12 protein-coding genes are annotated in these 22,381 nt (G+C 36.5%); 5 read left to right on the plus strand and 7 right to left on the minus strand.

The annotated features are described in order from the left end of the window. Positions 1-53: 53 nt before the first annotated feature. The 4 genes from J7604_RS03730 to J7604_RS03745 form a co-directional block, all read right to left on the minus strand. A complete protein-coding gene (locus tag J7604_RS03730) occupies positions 54-563 on the minus strand; it encodes a hypothetical protein (RefSeq protein WP_293891247.1) in 510 nt (169 codons plus the stop codon). 11 nt (positions 564-574) lie between these two features. Continuing rightward, positions 575-2,245 (minus strand): T9SS type A sorting domain-containing protein, encoded by a 1,671-nt coding sequence (locus J7604_RS03735; RefSeq protein WP_293891250.1) that lies wholly within the window; start codon positions 2,243-2,245, stop codon positions 575-577. 241 nt (positions 2,246-2,486) lie between these two features. Then, positions 2,487-5,315, minus strand: a complete 2,829-nt coding sequence (locus J7604_RS03740) for a TonB-dependent receptor (RefSeq protein WP_293891253.1) — start codon at positions 5,313-5,315, stop codon at positions 2,487-2,489. A gap of 153 nt (positions 5,316-5,468) precedes the next feature. Further along, positions 5,469-5,702 (minus strand): hypothetical protein, encoded by a 234-nt coding sequence (locus tag J7604_RS03745; protein WP_293891256.1) that lies wholly within the window; start codon positions 5,700-5,702, stop codon positions 5,469-5,471. 400 nt (positions 5,703-6,102) lie between these two features. Here J7604_RS03745 and J7604_RS03750 point away from each other — a divergent pair, with 400 nt between their 5' ends. Both J7604_RS03750 and J7604_RS03755 read left to right on the plus strand, forming a co-directional pair. Further along, complete coding sequence (locus tag J7604_RS03750) at positions 6,103-7,881, plus strand: alkaline phosphatase PhoX (RefSeq protein ID WP_293891259.1); 1,779 nt, start codon at positions 6,103-6,105, stop codon at positions 7,879-7,881. A gap of 74 nt (positions 7,882-7,955) precedes the next feature. Beyond that, positions 7,956-9,896: a cytochrome c peroxidase gene (locus J7604_RS03755; RefSeq protein ID WP_293891262.1), complete on the plus strand. Its 1,941-nt coding sequence runs from the start codon at positions 7,956-7,958 to the stop codon at positions 9,894-9,896. Between the two features lie 183 nt (positions 9,897-10,079). On the opposite strand, the gene J7604_RS03760 is transcribed toward J7604_RS03755, so the two are convergent. Further along, the gene (locus tag J7604_RS03760; RefSeq protein ID WP_293891265.1) at positions 10,080-12,128 is read right to left on the minus strand and encodes a PLAT/LH2 domain-containing protein; all 2,049 of its coding nucleotides are present in this window, start codon (positions 12,126-12,128) and stop codon (positions 10,080-10,082) included. Between the two features lie 251 nt (positions 12,129-12,379). After that, on the minus strand, positions 12,380-18,058 hold the full coding sequence (locus J7604_RS03765; RefSeq protein ID WP_293891267.1) for an ExeM/NucH family extracellular endonuclease: 5,679 nt from the start codon (positions 18,056-18,058) through the stop codon (positions 12,380-12,382). A gap of 217 nt (positions 18,059-18,275) precedes the next feature. Here J7604_RS03765 and J7604_RS03770 point away from each other — a divergent pair, with 217 nt between their 5' ends. Continuing rightward, a complete protein-coding gene (locus J7604_RS03770; protein WP_293891269.1) occupies positions 18,276-18,569 on the plus strand; it encodes a hypothetical protein in 294 nt (97 codons plus the stop codon). 37 nt (positions 18,570-18,606) lie between these two features. On the opposite strand, the gene J7604_RS03775 is transcribed toward J7604_RS03770, so the two are convergent. Then, a complete protein-coding gene (locus J7604_RS03775; protein ID WP_293891271.1) occupies positions 18,607-19,830 on the minus strand; it encodes a glycosyltransferase family 4 protein in 1,224 nt (407 codons plus the stop codon). A gap of 48 nt (positions 19,831-19,878) precedes the next feature. Between J7604_RS03775 and J7604_RS03780 the strand changes: the two genes are divergently transcribed. Both J7604_RS03780 and J7604_RS03785 read left to right on the plus strand, forming a co-directional pair. Then, positions 19,879-21,306, plus strand: coding sequence for a radical SAM protein (locus tag J7604_RS03780; RefSeq protein WP_293891273.1), 1,428 nt, complete (start codon positions 19,879-19,881; stop codon positions 21,304-21,306). A gap of 299 nt (positions 21,307-21,605) precedes the next feature. Further along, positions 21,606-22,316, plus strand: coding sequence for a hypothetical protein (locus J7604_RS03785; RefSeq protein WP_293891276.1), 711 nt, complete (start codon positions 21,606-21,608; stop codon positions 22,314-22,316). Positions 22,317-22,381 lie beyond the last annotated feature (65 nt).

Raw genomic sequence — 22,381 nt, forward strand, 5'->3', positions numbered from 1 at the left:
CAATAGTACTATACCTTCCTGGACAATATCTCGGTGATAAAAAAATAAATGAATTAACGACGGAAACTTTCTAAATAAACGACACTTTCATTATCAGAAAAAAATAAAAGCTTGTATTCTCCTCCTTGCAGTGTTTGCTCTAACTTTATATCATTCACACCAGCTCTGAATATTCCGTCTGTCCAGAATACCCTTTCCCCTGGTGTGTTATGTAATTCAATCTGCAAATAGATTCTTTCATGCAATGTAAACTTTAAATAATCTTCGCCTTTCTTCTGGCGTATTGATACGTAGGAAATTTTCACACCGGCATCATAGTTAACGGTATCCGGTATCCAGTTAGTCCAGTCACTCTGAAAATCAAACCGGGAGCTGTCTCCACCTCTTTCGGGAACTACCTCCCAGAAGGGATCTTTCAAAGTCGGTTCATCGAAATCAAATTCATATTGATCTTGAGCCCAAACACAAGTAACACTTAAACTCCAAAGAGATATTACAAGCAGCCTTAAAATAAAAAAGGCTCTGCGATGCAGAGCCTTTTCTTCAAAACCTTTCCATTGCATTGTTACAAGAATTACTTAGTAACAGATACTTTTACAGTTTGATATTTTTTACCCGCTTTAATCTTTACAAAGTAAAGACCAGAATTCAGGTTGGCTGTAGAGAATGCTACTGAGTTCTCACCTTCAGACATAAATCCGTTTGCAAGATCAGCAACTTTTTCTCCATTACCATTGAAAGCAGCAACTTCAACTTGAGCACCTTCAGCAAGAACGAAAGATACTACAGTAGCATCAACTGTTGGATTTGGAACTGCAACAGCTCCAAGAGTTGACTCAACTTCCTCAACACCTGAAGTTCTGAAATTTGATGGAGCTGGGCAGTAGTGAGTAGTATCTGCGCAGAAGTTACCCCAAGCATTTTTAGTCCAGTCAGTTAGGTACATTGCACCTCTATAAGTAACAACTTCGAAGAACGGATCAAGAAGTTGTGGTTCAGTGAATGATCCACCTGAATCAAGAGTTGAAGATGGTTTTATACGGAATACAGGAGCATCAGTACATCCGTTAGTACAAGTTTTTCTGTATCCAAGAGAAGCTATACCAGGAAAAGTTTCGTTTCCTATCTCCTTGCAGGCTACTGCTCCGAACCCTTTGAACCAGTTAGACAATGTAGAAGAACATCCTGCAGGCCAAGTTGCACCACCACCAAGTGCAAGTGGAGTTGTATTTCCGGCCAATATGTTATGAGCAAAATTTAAAGTGTTATTTACGTTTGCATTATTAACAGTTAACTGGCCATCAAGAAGAAGACCCGTAGGCCATCCTGCGATAACAGAGTTAAAGATAGAGATAGAAGAATTTCTCCTGATCTGGGCACCGTTTTTGAATTCAGCATGCGCAGTTGCATTACAAGACAGAGGTCCCATAACTGTATAGTTAGAGAATATAGCTTGAGTCTGAGGAAGATCAGTTGTTCCAGTAGCATTGTTGTCAGACTCGAATCCGTTTGAACCAGAAACATCATGATAGTTGTTATCTCTGATAGCAAGACCGAATTGGTTTAATCCTGAGTATCCGAAATCTGTATCAAAATCGTCATCTCTTGTTTTGTAAGCTACTAGGTATTTAGTGTTAACTGTACCACCGAACCACTCGAAAGCGTCATCGTTAGCATAAGAAACGAAGATATGGTCAATTTTTGTACCTCTACCAACAGAAGCAAGTGTTAAGCTGTTGATTTCATTGTTAGCAGAAAAAGCAATACCAGCATACTCGATTCTTGCAAATCTTAAAGTACCGCTGTTATCGTTAGGATCTGTACCGCCCGCAGTGATAGGAGTACATGGACCTTCTACAGTGAACTCTCCACCAGGCTGGTTGTTAGGAGCTTTACCAGCGATGATGATACCACCCCAGTCACCTGGTTGTCTTGAACCTACTGGTTGATTAGAAGTGAAAATGATAGGAAGAGTTTCTTGTCCTTGAGCGTTGATTTGAGCTCCCCTTTCGATGATCAAAGAACCTTTGGAATCCTTATCACCGAATATTTTAGTACCTGCCTGAATACCTAATCTTGCAGGAGCTTTTACAGTGTAGCAACCTTTTAAAAGATAACATTTAGTGCTAACAAGGGTTTTATTTACAGTTTGGTTTCCTTCCAGAACCTCGCAGTTACAAGGGTTCTGAGCAAAAGAAGCAACAGCAGCAAAAAATGCTAGCGAGAACGATAATAGTTTTTTCATGATCTTTTTTTCGTTGAAGAGTTTTGTTAAGGTTAAATGCAACTTGTGGTTTTGATTGCATCAAAGGTAAGTAGCGATAATTAACTGAAGTTAAACTCAATATTAATTATCCGTAACATTAAATCAATTATTTGTAAGACCTATTGTGTCACATAAAGAACATTTTGAATTAATAGCTAAGACCTGCTTACATAGCAAATTGAATTTTATGTAAACAGGTCTGTCTTATGGTAGCTAAAATCTAAAATACATAGGTTACTCCTAAAGTATAATATGTTCCTGTTCTGAATGAAATAAAAAACAAATCGTCTTTCCCGCTCCTATCAAACTTCCCATCATTATTCGAATCTTGCATAAATCTACTTGGAGCGTTTAAGATATTTTGAATCCCTCCAACAACTGAAAAACTCTTGATTAACTCTTTAGAGAAAGTCAAATCAAGAGAGTGACGAGGAAGTTCGTATACTGGGTTGAATTGATAATTACCTACCGCAAAAATTCTTCTTCCTATAATATTGTATATAAGTGAAATTTTCGTCTTTAAACTATCATTAGTATAATAAAGACCAGAATTTATAATATAAGGTGATTGATTTGCCATTGGCCTTTTTGTGTCCTCTGTAGAAGCCCTTGCATCTTCTAAACGTATTTCACTTTTAACAACTGTCACATTAAAATTAAAGCTAAAATCGTCTAGAAAATTCTTTTGATTAAAGAAAGCTCCCAAGTTCTTTCTCACTTCAACTTCTGCTCCATAACTGCTTCCAGATATAGCATTATCAAAAGTATAAATTGGTCCATTTGATCCTGCGTTAACAATTTTCTCTATTGGGTTTACAAATCTTTTATAAAAAAAACCTAATGAATATGTTTCTCCAGGATTTGGATAAATTTCATACCTGACATCAAAATTATGAATCTTGCAGGTTTTTAAATCAGGACTACCATAAGTTTCTGTACCTGACTCAAAATCATAAAATTTCAAAAGTGACAACTCCCTAAACTCAGGTCGGTTCAATGACTTTCCATATCCAAGTCTGATAAGAGTCTTAGATGTAATATTATAAGAAATGTTTGCAGAAGGAAGGTAAGAAATCAAAGAAGTATCAAGATTTACTTTCACTAAATTTGTACCATCTCTAAAAGTTTCAAGCAATTGTCGGTAGCTCTCAACACGAACACCTGATACAATGTTCAATTTTTTAGTTATTGGAAGAGTGAAGCTGATATAACCTGCACGTATATTGGCCCCCGCGCTATATCTGTCATTCGGTCCTGTCACCTCTCCGTAATAAAGGGCAGTATCTGCCTGGAAATTTTTTTCTTTAAAGACTTCCTCAAGTGGTAGACCAGAATAGTAATTGATATATTGGTCCTTTGTAAAAATACCGATGCTCCTAACCTGTGTTTTTCTCCGCTTATTTTCAAAATAGAAACCTGCTTTAACTATTGGTTTAAATTCATTAATAGAGATAAGCTTTTCAATTTCCCCACTAAACATCTTCATATTTTCATCTGTCTTATTGTAAACTCGTCCAAGAGCTTCTTCCAAACCTGGTTGGGACCTAATAAGGGTTGCCCAATCTCCCTTAATGCGATTATCGCTATCTTTATCTACAATGAGAGCATATCTTCTGAAATCAGGTTCATCTCTCTTATTTAGAGAATATCCTGCTGTCCATCTTACATGAAAAGTATTTATTTCATGACTTCCATTCAGTTGACCTGAATACAAACTTCTGTCAAGGTTTCCTAATCCAAAAATATGCTGATATGTGTCTGAAGGAAAAGTGCTTGCATAGCCATTAAAATAACCTGATTTCCTCTCATAATAAGTTGATGACTGTATATGACTAAATAGATTTTTAAAATCTAATTTGTGATTACCACCTATAAGAAGAGAAAAATTTTGCATTGCACCTGTCCGAACAGAGTGATCATAAACTTTATCAGAAATAACAAGCCCAGGTAATGTTGTAATTTTATCAGTAGGAGCTTCTCGGTACACCTTTCTGTAATTCCTTGAATTAGTATAATTAATTGAAGTAATGCTTCCTAAAATGACCTTTGAAGAAAGGTTAATTCTCCTTGTTGCCATAATATTGATCCTCTGATCAGGCATAGCTATGTTTTTTTCAGGAAACCAATTATTATTAAAGTACTGACTATTATTTCTGGAGTCATTATCCTTCGGAAGTATTTCCGGTGTCCCTTTCTTAAACTTATAGGTATTGTCATAGCCCAGCCACGCATTTTTGCCATGCTTTTGCTCATAAAAGGATTGAAAAGTCGTATTTTGCCTATATGAAGCTGAATAGTTTATTGAAATTGAATTTGTAAGAGGTGCATTCTTCGTATATACTTTCACAACACCTCCAGCAAACTCTCCAGGCAATTCAGCGGCAGGTGTCTTATATATCATAATTCTGTCTAATACTCCTGAAGGTAAAATATCAAATGAAAAAGCCCTAACTTCTGCTTCAGAACTGGGAGCTATAGCATTATTTAACATTACGGTATTGTACCTTTGTCCAATTCCACGAATGATAATAAATCTATCGTCCGCAATAGTTACTCCAGGTATTCTCCTTGTAATCTCAGCAGCATTCCGGTCTTGTGATTTAGACATTTGCTCCGAAGATATCCCACTCACCACGTTATTCTCCTTCCTTATCTCATTAACAACAGCTACGTCTGTATGGGTAGTTCTAACCCCCACCACACTTACAGTTTTCAATACCTGTTTCTCTCCTTCAGCTTTATCCTTAGAAATTGGAAAATCGATTGTAGCAGTTTCTCCAGGCTTCACCACTACATCCGCAAATACCTTCTCACGATATCCTTCAAAGGTTATCTTCAATGCATGAATACCTGAATCAATAGGTATCACAAATTTTCCATCAATATCTGTAACTGTACCTTCAGAGCGGCCAACTACTGTGACAACTCCTCCCACAATCACTTCATTATTCAATGAATCTTTAACTGTACCCGATATAAAGCCGCCCTGGCCGAAGGAATAAAAAGCAGAAATAAAAAATAAGATGATAAGGTAATATTGCTTGCCCATTTGGTTTAAGAATTTATCGAGCAAAGATAAATTCATAGGAGAGTTAAAGTTTCATTATTCTATTTAACAAATTGTTAAGTGTTATTAAACTGAAAATAAAAATTCAACAACTTAGTTAACCAGAATAATGAAACGAATTACTTAATGATACTTTTATTCTTCTGTCAGCTTGCGTAGCTCCTGGCCTAGCTTCTGGATGTTCCAGAAAATTTTCGCCTCAAGTATTTTATAGTCTGCCTGAGGTATTGATGTAATCTCAGGATAATACTTCACGGCAATTGATTTAACAAGTTCTTCCAACTCAGTAGTCAGAAAGTGCAGACGGAAATCACTTATCATTTCCTCATTACAGCTTAATTTTAAGCTCTCAAAAGATTCATTTTCCATTGGTGGTAGTGGTAAATGGTAAAACCTCTAATTATTAATTAACCTTCTATATATAGATAATCAAAAGAACTAAAAACTGAGTAAAGATATACCTATCTCGTTGACAAAATCAATGCCTTAAAAACATTTAATAATCAATTAATAGAAAGCTCTATTACTATGGATTTGACAAACAATGATGACATTATGATTTTAAATTTCACAGCAAATTAACATGGAGATAATCTAAATCAACATAACCTTTAACATCACGCTTGCCAAGAGATTTATTAATTCTGCATGAGATGGCGCAGCTAAAAAACCTTAATTAAACTTTAACAAATGTTTAACCAAATATTTCCAAAGTTGGAATAAGTTTTTTCAAGCTTTGTACTATTAAGAAAACACAAAAAGTAAACCTATGAAAAACGCATTTATCACTGCAGCTATGTGTCTTGCATCACTAGGGGCTTTTGCTCAGACTCCTTTTGCTCCTCTAGACACTAACTTCTCTACAACAAAAGTTATCGTGCCTGCGTCTCCTCTTAAGTATGACGCTTTATTCGTTGGTAATACTGACTATGTACACATCAACGGATTAGATAGTGCTCTTGCAAAACAAAATCATGACTTTATAGGCTATGTTCCTTCAGGGAATAACTCTAACAGAGGTTGGATGATAGTAAACCATGAAACCACTGCTAAAAACCCAAAGCTTGGTGATGGTGGCGGACAGACATCATTTGAAGTAAGATGGAATGCATCTGCTAAAAAATGGGAAGTACTTCCAAGCATCGCTGGTAAAAAATTCCATAATGTAGATTTCACAGGTGTAGGCGGAACGCTTAATAACTGCGGAGGAGCGCACACACTTTACGGAACTACATTAACTGCTGAAGAATATCCGCCTGCGGACAACAAAGCACTTTCTTCTGCTGTATCAGACACTTCTGATTTTACTATCCCTGCAGGAAATGGTCCATACTCCGGAAAAACTATCAAAAAATATCAAAACTATGGATGGATGGTTGAAGCTAATCCTAAAACTGCAAAAGGAATCAGAAAGTACTACTCAATGGGTAGATATGCTCACGAAGGTGGTTATGTAATGGCTGATGGCAAAACTATTTATCTGACAGATGACAATACTCCTTCTGTATTCTTCAAATTCGTTGCTAAAAAAGCCAACGATTACCGCACTGGACAACTATATGCCTACAAGCAAGGTGCAAACGGAATCGGAGGCTCTTGGATTGCACTTCCTAATCAGCTTGATTCTTTGCTTATCATAAGAGACATTGCCCTGAAAAAAGGTGCTACTTCATTCACAAGATTAGAGTGGGTAGAACTTGCAGGAAACGGAAAATTCTATATCACTGAAACTGGAAATGATAATGCTAACCACACTTCTGCAATAGCACTTGGTGGTAACCTTGCATACCATAATCAAATCCTTGATACTCTGGGAGGGCAAGCTAAAGATTACAAATATGCTGATTACTATGGTCGTGTACTTGAGTTTGATTACACTACAAATACAATAAGACCATATATAAATGGAGGAAATGGCTCGAACCTTAAGACCAATTTCTCTAACCCTGATGGCCTTGCATCTACTACAATAGATGGTCATCATTTCTTAATGATCAATGAAGACTTAAACGGAGCTTCTCAAAACAGAATGCCTGCTGGTCCTAACAATGGAAAAAATATCTGTGAAGTTTATTTCATTGAACTTGATAAGACCAACCCTACTGTAGATGATCTTAGCAGATTTATCATAGGACCTGTTGGTGCTGAAACTACCGGAGGTAAATTTACTCCAAACGGGGGCACTTATTTTGTAAATATACAGCATCCTTCTTCTACTAACGTTCCTCCATTCAACAATTCAACAACTATTGCAGTAACCGGATTTGTTCAATACATCAAAGAAAACAAACTTTACAAAGAAACTTTGGAAGCTGCTAAAGTAGGTGATGCTAAAACAACAGAAGAAGATGCTTTCTCAATATATCCTAATCCTGCAGCAAGAGAACTACATTTCAATAAATCTACGGACATCGCTATCTACGATGCAAGCGGTATGATAGTAAAAGTTGAAAGAAACACTAATATAACTGATATATCAGGACTTCAGCCAGGAATATATTTCGTTCAGACAATATCTGGTGAAGTACAGAAACTTGTTATAGAATAATTTTTTCTAAACCACCTAATTGAGATGAAGGAACTTTTGTTCCTTCATCTTTTTGTTTTATAAACTATGTAACTATGAGAAATAAACAGATTGTTTTCCTCTTTTCATTTATTATCTTTTCTACCATTTTTCTAACCTTTCTCCTCATTTCCGATTCAGATGCTCACTTCTCAGCTTCAGGCACAGCTTCTGAAAAAATAAAAGTCAGCTTTATTTCAAATATTGATCATTTAATAGACTCCATAAACAGTCTAAAGAAAGCCTCCGCTTATGGCACAGAGACAGAGATATCAGAAGCATTTTATGCATTAAGATCTGCTTATAAAAAAACTGAATTCCTCATTGAATATATCGATCCTGAATTCACAGCAAAAAATATTAATGGTGCCAATCTTCCAAAGCTTGACAATAATCCATTGAATCTAGTCCCTATAGCTCCTAAAGGAATGCAAGTAATAGAAGAATATATATGTTCCGGAGAAGCCCTTTTAGAAAGAGACCAAATTAAATACCATTGCAATTCATTACTCTCTGATATCAATTATTTCAAGAACTACAGTAAAGATATCTACTTTACTGACAGAATGATTTTTGAAGCAATAAGAAATGAAACTTTAAGAATCATGACGCTCGGGATTACTGGTTTTGATTCACCGGTTTGCAAAAATTCTATTAAGGAAGCTGTTGGATCATTGATATCCATCCAAGAGGCAATTGATGCGTATAAAGCAGCTCAAACCAACCAAGATAAAAATATTGAACAGCTTTATAATAAGCTCAGTGCAGCGGTTCAATACCTAAAAAAGAATAATGATTTCAATTCATTTAATAGGTTATTCTTTATAAAAGAATTCGGTAATCCTATATATAAACTATCCTTATTAGCACACAAATCTCTCCAAATAGAGACCAATACAGTATCAAGCCCCTTCACACCTCCAGTAAATTATAATGCTGAAAACATATTTTCATCCGATTTTCTTAACCCAAATTTCTACAGTAAGGCAAAGATTACAAATACTTCAAATGAAATAGTAGCGCTGGGAAAGTTATTATTTTTTGATCCGATTCTTTCATCCAATAATCAACGAGCTTGTGCTTCATGCCATCAACCTGAGAAGGGCTTTACGGATGGACTTGTCAAAAGTCAGGCATTAGACCATGAAGGTAGCGTAAGCAGAAATGCTCCTACTCTTCTTAATGTTGCTTTTCAAACTTCTTTCTTCCATGATTCAAGAGCTAATACGCTTGAGAACCAAATTGACCACGTAATATTCAATAGAAAGGAATTCAAAACGGACTATGAAACCATTATTACACGTTTAAAGAACAGCGAAGAATATACCAGTTTATTTAACAAAGCATTTCCCAAATATCCCGGAAGTGTCGTAGATGGATATACACTCAACAAGGCTTTGGGAGATTATCTTAGAACATTAAATACTTTCAATTCTCCTTTTGACAAATATATAAGGGGCGAAACCTTATCCATTCCTTTAAGTGTAGTAAACGGATTTAATTTATTTATGGGTAAAGCTCAATGTGCCACCTGTCACTTTGCTCCAGTCTTCAATGGCACAGTTCCTCCAGGATTTATAGATACAGAATCTGAAGTAATAGGTGTTCCGATATCTTCTGACACATCAGTAAAATTAATTGATCCTGATTTAGGTAAATATTTGATCAGAAGTTCGGAAATTAACAAAAACGCTTTTAAGACTCCAACATTAAGAAACATAGCACTCACAGCTCCATATATGCATAACGGGGTTTACAAAACGCTTAAAGAAGTGGTTGAATTTTATAACCGTGGTGGAGGCGCAGGGTCTGGTATAAAGGTCGACAATCAAACACTTCCTTCTGATCCTCTTGGGTTGACAGAGAAAGAAATAAACGACCTTGTAAAATTTATGGAATCTTTAACCGATACAACTTTCAATAAGTCAAGACCAGAACATTTACCTATCATTCAAGATAATAAGCTTAATAATAGAGTGATTGGTGGAATGTATTAAGGTCTAAAGGTGAAAGTTTAAAGCAAAAAAAGAATAAGCTCCTTTCATTTAGCACATGCTATTAATATTTCCAATTGCAGTCAATTTTAATTCTTATCAAAGAAATAAAGTAATCATATTAAGCAAAAGCTTAATATGATTACATATTTCTATTAGGAAGGACTGAATTTTATAGCTGTTGAATCAATTGAATACTTGAAAGAATAAAGCTGCCCATTCATTAGGATGATAATCTACTATCCGCAAATAGGCATCTGAAAAAAAGAACCCTGTAATAGCCCCGACTAATCCTGCAGCAGCGAGTAATGCTGCTCCTGCAATCCAACCTATACCTGGAATAAATAATGCGATTATAGCCAACCCAACGATTATTCCAATGGCACCTCCTGTTACTATGTCTTCGATTCCTACGTCATCTCCCATAGCAGTTATGTCATGTTCCCCAACTCCGCAATAGTGAGTACAACAAAAAGGTGATATTGTTCCTGGAGCACACCTTAAAGGGTTCCAGTCAGCATTCCAATCATGCGGAGTAGGGCAAGTTGGAGATGGGATCGGAGGCTCACTTGTTCCCATAGGGTGGCATAAGCCCAAGGTATGTCCAGTCTCGTGGATAAACACAATGGAACTAAAACTTCCAATCATAGTAGAACGAGATACAATAAGGCTCTTGCCAGGTCGATCGGCCCTGCCATTATGACTACCGCCCATACTAGGTACAAACAGGGCATACCGGTAATGCTTTTGTCTTTCTTTCCAATGGTGTTGAGGATAGTATGTAAACTTCATCTCATTAAAGGTGACTTCATCCTTGTGAGGAAGTGATTCTCCTCCATGAAGATACCCATCATCAACGCGAGGTAATATGGAGTGATAGTAAAACTGGGAAGCATATTGCTGTTTGGCATCTTCAGGCAGATTGTCATCATTTCCTACGGCATCTACTTCTATAAACAAATTCCTCTTAAAAGGATCTGCTAGTCCGTCATATCCATTTACTTTCATCTCAGTTGAAGGCCTTAAACTATCAGTCTGAATAGAAATCGCGAATTCCATTCTGTCGGAAAGTCCATCTTCATCAAAATCACCGGAAAAGTGTATAGGATCCGGATCCATAAAATTGACAAAAATTCCTTTAAAGCTTAATCTATAGTGTCTGCCATCTTCATTTATATCTATCACTTTGGAATCATTGCGTGTCCAGGAGATAGTAAAAGACTTAAAAGTATCATCAAAAGGTTTTTCCATAATCATGATATCAGCCTCACGAAGTTTAATACGGGAAGAATAAACCGGTACAGCATTGAGATCTGCTGATACCCTGGTGTCTATTATTAAAAAAGGCTCCACTTTGGTGTCATCATCCATTTCCCAATAATTATCAAGAGTAGGACTCAATGGAAAACGTACATCTTCAGAAACAAGATACGTTTCATCACTGCCAATTTCAATTGTACCGTCTTCGTCTAGGCATTCAACTTTCGTAAGAATAAGCATATCCCTTTTGTTACGATTATCCAACCATCCATCTCCATCTGAATCCGGATTATTGGGATTCAGACCATTTTGCACTTCATAGTTATCCGGAAGACCATCTCCATCTTGATCGGGTTGGTTAGGATCAAAAGAGGTATCCACCTCATCCGGAATGCCATCACAATCTGAATCCAGCTTTCCATCTGATGCAAGAGTCTTGGATACATTAGCAGTCTTCTTAAAAAAAATAATAACGCTATCTGCATGACAAGGAGGAAATGGAGGAGGATCTGGAAGGTTCCATCCTTCGTCTCCAATGGTAGAATACCATTCACGATGATCACCGTCCAGCCATTTATTGATAGATGAATTCACAAATACAGGTGTAGAAGTCGGATCATTCAACCATATTTTAATCCCAGCAAATAACCATCCACCACCAAAATAGCTATCACCCGTCTTGACAATACCTATTTGACCGATAGCTTTAATAAGCTCTATGGTAAAATCAGGCTCGTTGACAGAAAGAACGAATTTATCTGAATTGTTTCGTTCAAAGTCATCATGATTAGGATTATCAAGGTTGAAATCTTTTCCTCCGATGAAAAAATGTACGGGGTCATCCGTGCCAGCAAAGCGCTCGTCTCCTGTCTTTATCTCCACTATTATGCTGGTTACTACTTGCGCGTAAGAACTAGTCGCGAAAAGGAGCAAGAAACAGAGCTTGCTTACCTGACTAAAAACAAACGGTTTCATAGGCGATATAATAAAAGGATTACATTACATAATATTTACATAATATAATTTTTTATGAATGGAATAAAAAACAATCACCTATAAAACTTCAATGTTACAACCTACAAATCAATCAAATACTTAACAACAAGAGCTAAATCAACATTCCTTTTTCAATTAGCCGAACTCATCAAGGAATTTTCGACCATAAAAAAGCCCCGGCTTTTTGCCAGGGCTTTCAATTGAAATAAACACTTAGGTAAAAATAAACACTATTTAGTAACTAACAATTTCAGATATATCTTTTGCTTCCCTCCTGAAATCTGAACAAAATAGATTCCATTTTCAAGAGATCTAACATTGATATCCTGACTTATTGAAGATTCTTCTATTGTTCCTTCAAGGACTTTATTTCCAAGAACATCATAAATCTCATATCCAAGGGCTTCATCTGTTGCTTTTGATAGTATCAGTTTGGTCTCAGAAGATACGGGGTTCGGTACTGCTGTTACATCCAAAATTCCATCGATATCAGCAAGAGCTTCTAGTCCTTCTCTAGTAGCGGCAGCCTTTACAGTTAACGTTCCTGCAGTAGAGATCAATTCTGCATCTTCACAATTACCAGTCACAATGCAACGGAATTTATATCTGTTCAGATTGCTCTTAGCATTGCGGATCACAAGTTTAGAAGTAGTTACATTCTTAAATGTCGGACTAGCAACCACATCAATGAATGATCCTGTTGGACTTGACATTTGCCATTTGTACCCAAGACCTGCTCCTGTTGCGGCCACAGTGAAACTTGCATCATCTCCAAGTATCACAGTTGAACTTGCTGGCTGAGCAGTAATAGCTGGCTTTCTTAACACTTTCAGTATTTGTGCATCCGACAGCACCAGGCCGCCGCATGTGCTATTCACTCTGCATCTATAGCGGAAGTTATTTAGAGAATAGTCTGCATGGTTAATAGTAAGTTCAGATGTCTTACTTCCCGAATAATTGCTATTATCCTTAATATTCAGGAATGATCCAGTACCTGGTCTCTCCTGCCACAGATAAGTAAGATTTTCTCCGATTCCGTTAACACTGAATGTTACAGATTCACCTTCACATACATTTACGTTTATTGGAGATGGTCCAAGCTGTACACCTGGCTTAACGATAACCTCAAGCACATTGGATATAGATGAACAACCGCCATCACTAGTGATGTCAAGTTGATATGCTCCTGATTGTTTAGCCACAATGACGTTTGAATGCGCATTTGCTAATATAGCATTATCTTTGGTCCAATTGTAAGTAGCGTTTGCCAGTAAAGCAGAAGAAATTAAAACAGAATCACCTTCACAGAAAGTAAGAGATCCGCCAGCTGTAATAGCAGCTAAAGGTAAAGCATTCACATTGACAGCAACTGTATTCGAATTTGCCAGGCATAATCCTGAATTTACTGACACAGAATAAGCACCTGGAGTATGAGCAACTAACTCAGCTGAATTTGCACCAGTGATAATAGTACCATTTAATTTCCACTGAATGTTTGTCAGTGATGGATTATTTACAACTAATACTGTTGAATCTCCCTGACAAATATTTGAAGGAGTTGATGCCAAAATAGAAACTGTTCCGCAAAGATTTAATTTCACACCTGATGGTAATGTGTACACATACAAGTAAGTATTCACTCCGTTAGGTTGAACATTTCCATCAGCATTGGGAGAAACAATACCAAAATCGTTATCATTGATCACAGCAATAGTAGAGTCATTAATAATAGTCAATCCTTCTTGCTTCTCTATCCTAGCATCATATCCATTGGCAATCAAATCCACCAGCAATGTCTTGCTAACACAAGTCACACCATTGGCCTGCGCAGTAGTAGCATCCAAGAACTGCTCAAATGATTTATTACCTGCAGAAGGATATAAAGCTTGAGTAATCGGTGTTGCACCAGCAAGGTTGATCTTGTATATTTTCGCATAAGAGTCAGAACCGTTTATACCGTGCTCAAGGATCAGGAATTCATTGTTGTTTATAGCGACAGCATCACCTATGTAACGTTTATCATGTTTAACAGTACTTCCATTTCCTGAAGCAGGAATTGCATCGTGCTCATATCCGAACATTTTGGTTTCACCTGTTACAGGATTAATTTCAACAAATCTGTGAAGTCTTGTATTTTTCTTAAGGTTAGCATCTGTAGCGGGGAAAAGAATAGTATTCTGAATAAATGAATACACTTTTCCGTTTGGAGCAAAGGCAACTCCTTCTAGTCCTTTGTTTGGATTTCTATACTTAAAGATTGTATCTATCGCAATATCCTGAGGTTGTGCCCCAGGCACATTGGCAAAAGGAGCATATCTCTTTCTAACTTTTCCCGTAGCTTGATCTACGTTCCAGATACTTGTTCCATACTCTTCGCTAATCCAGAAGTCATTGTCATTTCCTTCAGTAATACCTTCTGAATCTATTCCCCATACATCAGGAGTTCCTCTGTGACCCGCAGTATCGATTAATGCTATTTCCCCTGTCCCACCTAATCCAAGAGGATTGATCATACCCGTTACAGCTGCTCCTGATGGCGTTTTTAAAGGAAGCCTTGAAAGTATTCTTAATGAATCTTTTTCGGCTTTCAACCTTAGAATTTCAGGAGTAAATGAAGGCAGTGCAAATAATTTAGCATCAGCTGCATGGGGGTCGCCCTGAACATGGATATTAGTATTGGCATCAAGGTTTGGACCACGGTCAGTTATTGTAAAAAACTCGTTATCTGTTCCTTTGATATAACTTAATCCTGAAGCCCCCCCCAGATAAATTGTCTGGCCATTATAGGCACCTAATACAGGATTTCCTTTAAGCGTGTATTTTTTTAGTGTATAAGGACCAAATGAAAAAGAGTAGTTTCCTGCTGATGGGAACACTGCAGTATCTGATCCATAAGCTTCGATACTGTATTTAACGATTCCTGATCCTGACAATACAGGTATCTGGAATGTAAACAGATCACCCGACACAGTAGGATTAACAGCATTTAATGCTCCATCATTAACACTATATAAAAGTTTAGCTGCAACAGAAGGTAAACCTTCGATATGAGCTTCAATTATAAAAGGACCATTTCCTTTCGTATCTGTCAAAGGAGTATGAGTGATAGCAGTAGGAACAGGAGGAACAAAATTAAGTCCTATCAAAACAGGATCATGGTCTGAAGATCTATAAGCATCTCCTGCATAAACATAGGCAGGATTAAACTCAGTATTATAATCTTTAAGTCTTGGTTCATCAGCATTGATGTGCCATTTTTCTGCTCCAGTGACAGATCCAGCCAAGCTGGGAGTAGCCAATGCATGATCTAAAGAACCTGACATACCGTCAAACACATAAGAATAATTACCTGAGATAAGATTAACAAGGCCTCCAGCTCTCAAAATATCAATAGGATCCTCCTGCTCATAACCATTGTAATCACCTATAGTTATTACATCTTGATCTCCCGATATCTGTTGAATATGATTGATGAAGTTCAATAAGCCAATAGCTTGAAGTTTTCTTCTGTTATTATAACAGCTTTGACCATCCTCCCGATCAGTGTCCAGCCCCGCAGAGCCATCACATCCTTTTGATTTAAAATGGTTGACAATTACAGAGAATTTCTCTCCGTTACCATTAACTACAAAAGTCTGAGCAAATGGAAACCGTGAAAAACCATTCACATTAAATGCTTCAGTAGTATCTGCATGAGCCGATCCTGAAGGACTTACTTTAGAAACTTTGTAAATGATAGCCGTTTTGATTGCATCGGTTCCCACTCTACCATATACACCGCCTGTAGGATAATTTACATAAGCATAAGTACCGGCACCATAAATAGTATTTAGTCCGTTTGTCAGATCCGCGATTGCAGAATTAGGGCCATCCCCGTCATTTTCCATTTCCATTAATCCGAAGACATCTGCATTGAGCTGTCTCATAGCCTCTATGATCTTCGTTCTTTGGCGAACAAACTCTTGTTGAGTATTTGCTCCCCTTGCAGTTGGAAAGCCACCACCAAGGCCATCTCCGTTGAAATAGTTCAGCACGTTAAAGCTGGCAACTTTTACATTTCCTAGGCCCACTGAAGGCACAGCTGGACGCGATTCATAAACAAATGCAGGAGCTTCTGTCGGCTGAATCCTATAGACTCCAAAGTTATAATCAAGGATTCCTGTAAGGTTATTGATTGTAGAACCTGTTCTCAAAGTATTATTTATAGGATCAACAAAAGGAACAACTACAGGATTCTGAATATTGCTTGCATCATCCAATAAAATTCTGTTTAAAGTATCCAGCCTTAACTGCGCATTGATTGCAGCAACATTGCTGCCTCCGGAACTGTTATTTCCATTTGCTGAAGCATCGTTAGGGTCAATAAAATTAGTAGGAGTAATTTGACGACCACTTGCAGAGAGCACTAATTCTCCATATCTGCCAAGGTTATAGTTCTCTGTTATAGTTAAAGTCTGAGAGAACTTTACCAGCATGCCTTCGTATTTTTCATGATCTCCTAGATAAGATACCGGTAAATTAACAATAGTAGGAGTAACAACATTACCAGAGCTTAATATAGAAACAACAGTTAGATTTTTAATTTCTGTAGAAGAATTAAATTCATCTACTTCACCATTAATCTGGACTAAATCTCCAACAGACACGTCCACACCAAAACCATTGTCATAAACAAAAATTCCATCAGAAGTTTCAGGGTTTCCATCTCCCGGTACACTTTGAATATAAAATCCTTTTAGTTGGGATGCTCCTTGAAAATCTGCTGTGACAATACCTTGAGTAGTAACAATACTTCCATCGTAAGGGCTGGAAACACCACTCCCCTGAATAGTATAGACTGGAATAATTGATGTGCTTGAACCGCTAACAGCCACCGAGCCATTGAATACTCCACTTGCACTGGTTACATTTCCAGCATGAATTCCAGCAACTGAAGGATTATATCTGACATATACTGATACTCCACTATTTGCTGCTGAAGCACTTATTGACAAAGCAGAGGTATAAGGTCCTGAAGCACTTAGAGAAACTTCAAACTGAGAAGGTGCTGTAACTTGTACACTCTCTGAAAGGCTTGATCCTTGAATTGTATAACTTTGAGCTGAAGAAGGATTTCCAGCAGAAGCGATAAAACTCAAAGTAGAAGGAGAAACATTAAGCCCAGAAACAATTGATAGGCTTATGGAAGAAACTCCACTTGTCATAGTTGTAGTTTTGCTCCATACCCTTGGGCTTGCAAAAGAGTTCATTGCAGGATTAAAACTACCACTTGCAGTGATAATTTCATCCGAAGCAGCATCACTCACAAGAAAACTGTTAGATTGGAGTTTTCCACCTGTATAACGATCGTTCACTGGCAATTGATAACCGTCGGCACCGCCATTTACCAAGGCGGACCCGATTCCAGTGCCAAAAAATATAGCATCTACCGGAACCGATGAGCTTGTTAATGAAGTAATAGATGTGTTAAATACGGCAACACCATCGGCATTGCCCCCGCCATTTCCTAATACTCCAGAGCTATTAGCAGATCCCAATCTGTCTCCAGCTGTTGTACCTGTATTGATTGTTCTGATTTTGGTTCCTGTTGGAAGCATTGAAGAACCTCCTACATAAACTACATCTCCGGCGTTAACTGTACCGGAATTAATATTAAAGCCATAAGTAATCGCACCTCCGGCAATCCATCCTGCAGTCGTACCATTGCCATTGTTACATACTACAACACTGTATGGGGATGCCGAAAAGTCAATATTTTTCGTTGCTATCAATTCTACATATTCAAATGGAGAATCGGTCCCATTAGGATTCGGAAGTAATTCCGAGATCAAAAGGTCCTGTGCTTTTGCAGACTCATAAAAAAATAAACTCGCAATAAGCAGCCAGACAAGGTTAGGTTTTGTTTTCATGGTTTCTTGTTGGTGAGAAAGCAAAAAAACAAGTCAAATATAATAGGGCAGTTTGTCAAATGTTAAGAAATTGTTAAGATTTACCCTCAAAAGTTAAATTAAATAAATGAGCCACAAGTAGTTGCCCCTTATACACAAAATCAAGTCTGTAACGCTGAGATGGAGAAACAAGTAAAAATTTCTAATTTAAAAATAAATTAACAATTACATATTTCTTATGGAGACCATTATTAAGAAACATTTCAAATCGCTTATTAAGGACAATAAAAATCTTTACATCTCAATTTTTTCTGAAGGTAATCATACAACCTTTGCTCCTTTAAAAGCGAAATATGAATTAACAGGCAAATTAAAGCCGAAGTATCAGTGGAATAAGGTTTCCGTTGAAGACAGTTCACTGGTGTTAGATCTTGAAGGTAGCGTGATTTCAATCTACTCATTAGCAGCAGCAAAAAAAATTGAGATTAAGAAAACTGAAGAAGGGATAAGATTATTAGACATTACTCTTTAATACTATTTCTTAAAAACCATCTGTACAAAAATTTTCATTAAATATTGTATGGATGGTTTTTATTTCTCGATTTCATTCTTCTTTCAAACATAGAATAATATAGCTCATTGTACTGCAATGAAATCTTATCCCAACTATACTTTTCTAAAAGCGTTTTCCTGATTAGCTGCCGCTCTTTGTTAAACTCGTCTGATTTCTTTAATGAGATATTATTCTTTATAAGATAAGCCAGTTCTTCTCCTCCCTGACAATGTGGATCAAAAGGAATGAACCAATGCCTTACTTCCGGATCAAATTCCTTTTGCAACTCCAATACTGAAGCACTATAACCAATTATTGGAGTACCTGCCCATAAACTTTCGAGATAGACCAATCCAAATGGTTCAAAATTACTTGGCACAACTAACAACTTTGATTGTTGAATTTCCCTTAATAGTGGACCACTTTCAAGATACCCAGTAAATTTATACTGAATAAGATTGCTATAATTATCAAGACTTATGGCTCCTGTTCCTGCCCAGACAAATCTTTTAACCTCTTTATCCAGATACTTAGTAGCCTCACAAAGAAATTTTATTCCTTTTCTTTCTGTGATCGTTCCTGCAAAAATTATTTGATCTTCTATAATTTCAGTCTCTTCAATTACCTCCAGATTTACTCCATTTGGTATAATGCAATCAGGTATCGACCATTCAATATGCTGCTCTATTGCACAATGCTTAAGATGTTTTGCAATCCATACGATTTGATCTGCATGTTGTAACTGCTTATTAATAACTTCTACTTCATAATTATTCAACGCTCTTTTAGAATTCTTCCACAGATCATGCATTGAGACAATTATAATGGTTTCAGGAGCAACCAATCGGGCTATCATTACCAAAAAACTTGAGACATGTTGTATATGAAGTATACTGAATTGAAGTTTTGACTTCAAATGAATAAACGAATACAGTGAAAGAAAAAAAATACATTTATCTCGCGTTGTCAGATTGTTAATTAGAGTTAAATTCTTTGTAAAAATCTTTAAGCTTTTGTAAAGAGCATATATTGAAAGACTTGATCCATATAACTGTATACCTTCAACTTTTTTATCTCCACCATAGTACTTATCTATCCCTTGCATAGCAAAGCTTACAGAATTTTTTCTATGCGAAAGTCCAAGGCTCCAATTTGCTTTTGCCAGGCCATATTTATTTTTACTTCCTAAGAAATATGGTAATGCTCCGGCTAATATGACTTGGAAACTGACATTTGACATAACTTTTTTTATTTAGTTTAGCGATCAAATATTCAACTCTGAACCACCATGAAAGTAATACTAGCAGACACACATGGTTTGATCCTTGGAAAAGCACAAACCAGTCCAAATCTCGGTTTATTGTACCTTGCTTCATATGCACGGCAGCATATTACCAACATAGAGTTCCATTACATACCTCAAAAGTATACAGAAAATTATCATTATGAAATGGTCGATAAACACAGACCCGAGGTTTATGCTTTATCATGTACATCTTATGGCGCAGCAACAGCATACAGGCTTATCAATAACCTTAAAGCTAAATATCCTAAAATGCTTATCATAGCAGGCGGAGCACACGTTTCAGCAGTACCTAAAGATGTTCTGGAATTCTGTAAGGCAGATATAGCAATTATAGGAGAAGGAGAAATTACCTTTACAGAAATACTTCAGAATCTTAATAATCTAGAAGAAGTACTACCTAAGATTGACGGCATTGGTTACATGAAAGACGGGAAATACAAGGCTACCAATGGACGTAATCCTATTGACAACATAGATTCCATTCCTTTTCCGGCAAGAGACCTGGCTCAGAGAGAAGATTTCATTGGTATACCATTATTAAAGAATACTCCAAGCACAGAAGTAATCATCACAAGAGGTTGTCCGTTTAGATGCACGTTCTGTGCTAATCCTGTATTCAGATACAAGGAAGGTTTACCACTCTATCGCAGAAGAACACCGGAGAATATAGCAGAAGAAGTAGAAGAGCTTTATCAAATGGGATATAGAGAATTGTATCTTCACTCTGATGAATTAAATGTAAGTCTTGAATGGTCGATAGATGTTTGTAAGGCATTAGCTGCACTTGGACATACGGATTTATATTTCCAATGCAATTTAAGAGTTATTCCTATGTCTGAAGAATTTGCCTATTGGTTAAAAAAGGCAAACTTCTGGTTAATCAGATTTGGTGTGGAAAGTGCAAACGACAGAGTTCTTACTGGTATAAAGAAAAAAATGTCTGTTGAAAGAACCCTTAATGCTTGCAAGGTTATATCAGATCAAGGGATAAAGGTTCTTGGATATTTCATGATGTATCAATTCTGGAGAGATGAAAATGGAACATTTCAATATGAGACTACAGAAGAAGTAGAAAGAACGATCAAATTTGCCGAAAAAATCTGGAAGAACGGTTGGCTTGACTACATAGCATTTATAGTATCAACGCCTGTTCAGGGTGCTGAAATGTATGATGTCGCAATAGCTGAAAAAATGATAGATAAAAGCTACATCCCTGGAGATACATGGATTCCCAGTAAATACATAGAAGGCATTTCAGATAAAGACTTTCATAGACTTATGAGAAAAGGAAGATTCCTACAGATGAAAATGGCGCTCTTCAGCGGTGGTGTTAACTGGAAAAACATAGATGGATTATTAATAAAAATAAGGGATCTGATAACAGGGAGAAAAGGATTGGCTGTTGATTAAATACTTAATATAAAATATCACTTAAGGCTGCGCCTCATAGTAGCCTTAAGTGATTAATTCAGTTTAATAACAACTATTAATAGTACTGAAGACAGCTATAGAGAAAACATACATTCTTATCTCCTCCAATTCGGGATTTATCTCCTGCTCCATACTTGCAATAAAATCCTACTTTTGCTAATGTCCTTCCAAGCAACCAAAAGCGTTTTCTATATTAATGTATTATTAAATATCCTTTAAGTAAGATTGAATGAAATTTCAAAATATTTTAACTTAGACGATAGAAAACTAAAAGTAAGATGAAAAAAAGATTTTTTATTCTGTTGTTGTTAATCGGAGCATTTAATTTAACAACTAAAGGTCAAATCAGTATTCTGGAACAAAATTTTGACGATCCTTCGCTTGAAGCATTTAACTTCCCTTCCAATATGACCATTTGGTCAAAAGGTGGAACCTGGGATTATGTAACAAACAATAATTTTAATGGATCCAAACATTTAAAATTCACTAATCAATTCGATAGGAACTGGTACTTTATAGTTTCAGAACCAATTAACACAACCATGTATGATAGTCTGGTTATTACCTTTGATATCTTTTGTAATAATAATTTGACTTATTTTATTTCAGAAGAAAACAAAGATCAACCCTATGGAAACCATTATAATTTTAATGATAGCACTAAGTCAAATATTCTATATAAAGGAAAGGTAAACAGTTCTACTTCAAAATTTTATGCAGTAGTTTATCCTTCTAAAGGAATATATCGGTATCAGATAAGCTTTGTTGAAACTCCAGACCTTTCGATTCTCGAGCTCGATAACATTTTAATTTCATCATCAGAGGCAGTTGTTTCAGGATTCACAAATCCCAAACCGGAAAAATCTGATGAAATACATTCTGTTTATTCTTTAGATGGTAAAAAGCTGGAGATAACCGATCTTAAAGAAGGCTATATTTATATCTTTAAATACAAAAGCGGCAAAACGATAAAGACTAACTGGAATTAACTTTAGACAGTAAAAGAAAAAGCCACTCATGAGAACCTGAGTGGCTTTTTAATAATTTTATAAAA

Origin of the sequence: Sporocytophaga sp., assembly GCF_017745095.1 — a bacterium.
GTDB lineage: Bacteria > Bacteroidota > Bacteroidia > Cytophagales > Cytophagaceae > Sporocytophaga.

What these genes read in the sequence shown, in the direction of transcription:
- J7604_RS03760 (WP_293891265.1), bottom strand. Translation starts at nt 12,128, where the DNA reads ATGAAACCGTTTGTTTTTAGTCAGGTAAGCAAGCTCTGTTTCTTGCTC.
- J7604_RS03755 (WP_293891262.1), top strand. Translation starts at nt 7,956, where the DNA reads ATGAGAAATAAACAGATTGTTTTCCTCTTTTCATTTATTATCTTTTCT.
- J7604_RS03745 (WP_293891256.1), bottom strand. Translation starts at nt 5,702, where the DNA reads ATGGAAAATGAATCTTTTGAGAGCTTAAAATTAAGCTGTAATGAGGAA.
- J7604_RS03775 (WP_293891271.1), bottom strand. Translation starts at nt 19,830, where the DNA reads ATGTCAAATGTCAGTTTCCAAGTCATATTAGCCGGAGCATTACCATAT.
- J7604_RS03780 (WP_293891273.1), top strand. Translation starts at nt 19,879, where the DNA reads ATGAAAGTAATACTAGCAGACACACATGGTTTGATCCTTGGAAAAGCA.
- J7604_RS03785 (WP_293891276.1), top strand. Translation starts at nt 21,606, where the DNA reads ATGAAAAAAAGATTTTTTATTCTGTTGTTGTTAATCGGAGCATTTAAT.
- J7604_RS03770 (WP_293891269.1), top strand. Translation starts at nt 18,276, where the DNA reads ATGGAGACCATTATTAAGAAACATTTCAAATCGCTTATTAAGGACAAT.
- J7604_RS03765 (WP_293891267.1), bottom strand. Translation starts at nt 18,058, where the DNA reads ATGAAAACAAAACCTAACCTTGTCTGGCTGCTTATTGCGAGTTTATTT.
- J7604_RS03730 (WP_293891247.1), bottom strand. Translation starts at nt 563, where the DNA reads ATGCAATGGAAAGGTTTTGAAGAAAAGGCTCTGCATCGCAGAGCCTTT.
- J7604_RS03750 (WP_293891259.1), top strand. Translation starts at nt 6,103, where the DNA reads ATGAAAAACGCATTTATCACTGCAGCTATGTGTCTTGCATCACTAGGG.
- J7604_RS03740 (WP_293891253.1), bottom strand. Translation starts at nt 5,315, where the DNA reads ATGGGCAAGCAATATTACCTTATCATCTTATTTTTTATTTCTGCTTTT.
- J7604_RS03735 (WP_293891250.1), bottom strand. Translation starts at nt 2,245, where the DNA reads ATGAAAAAACTATTATCGTTCTCGCTAGCATTTTTTGCTGCTGTTGCT.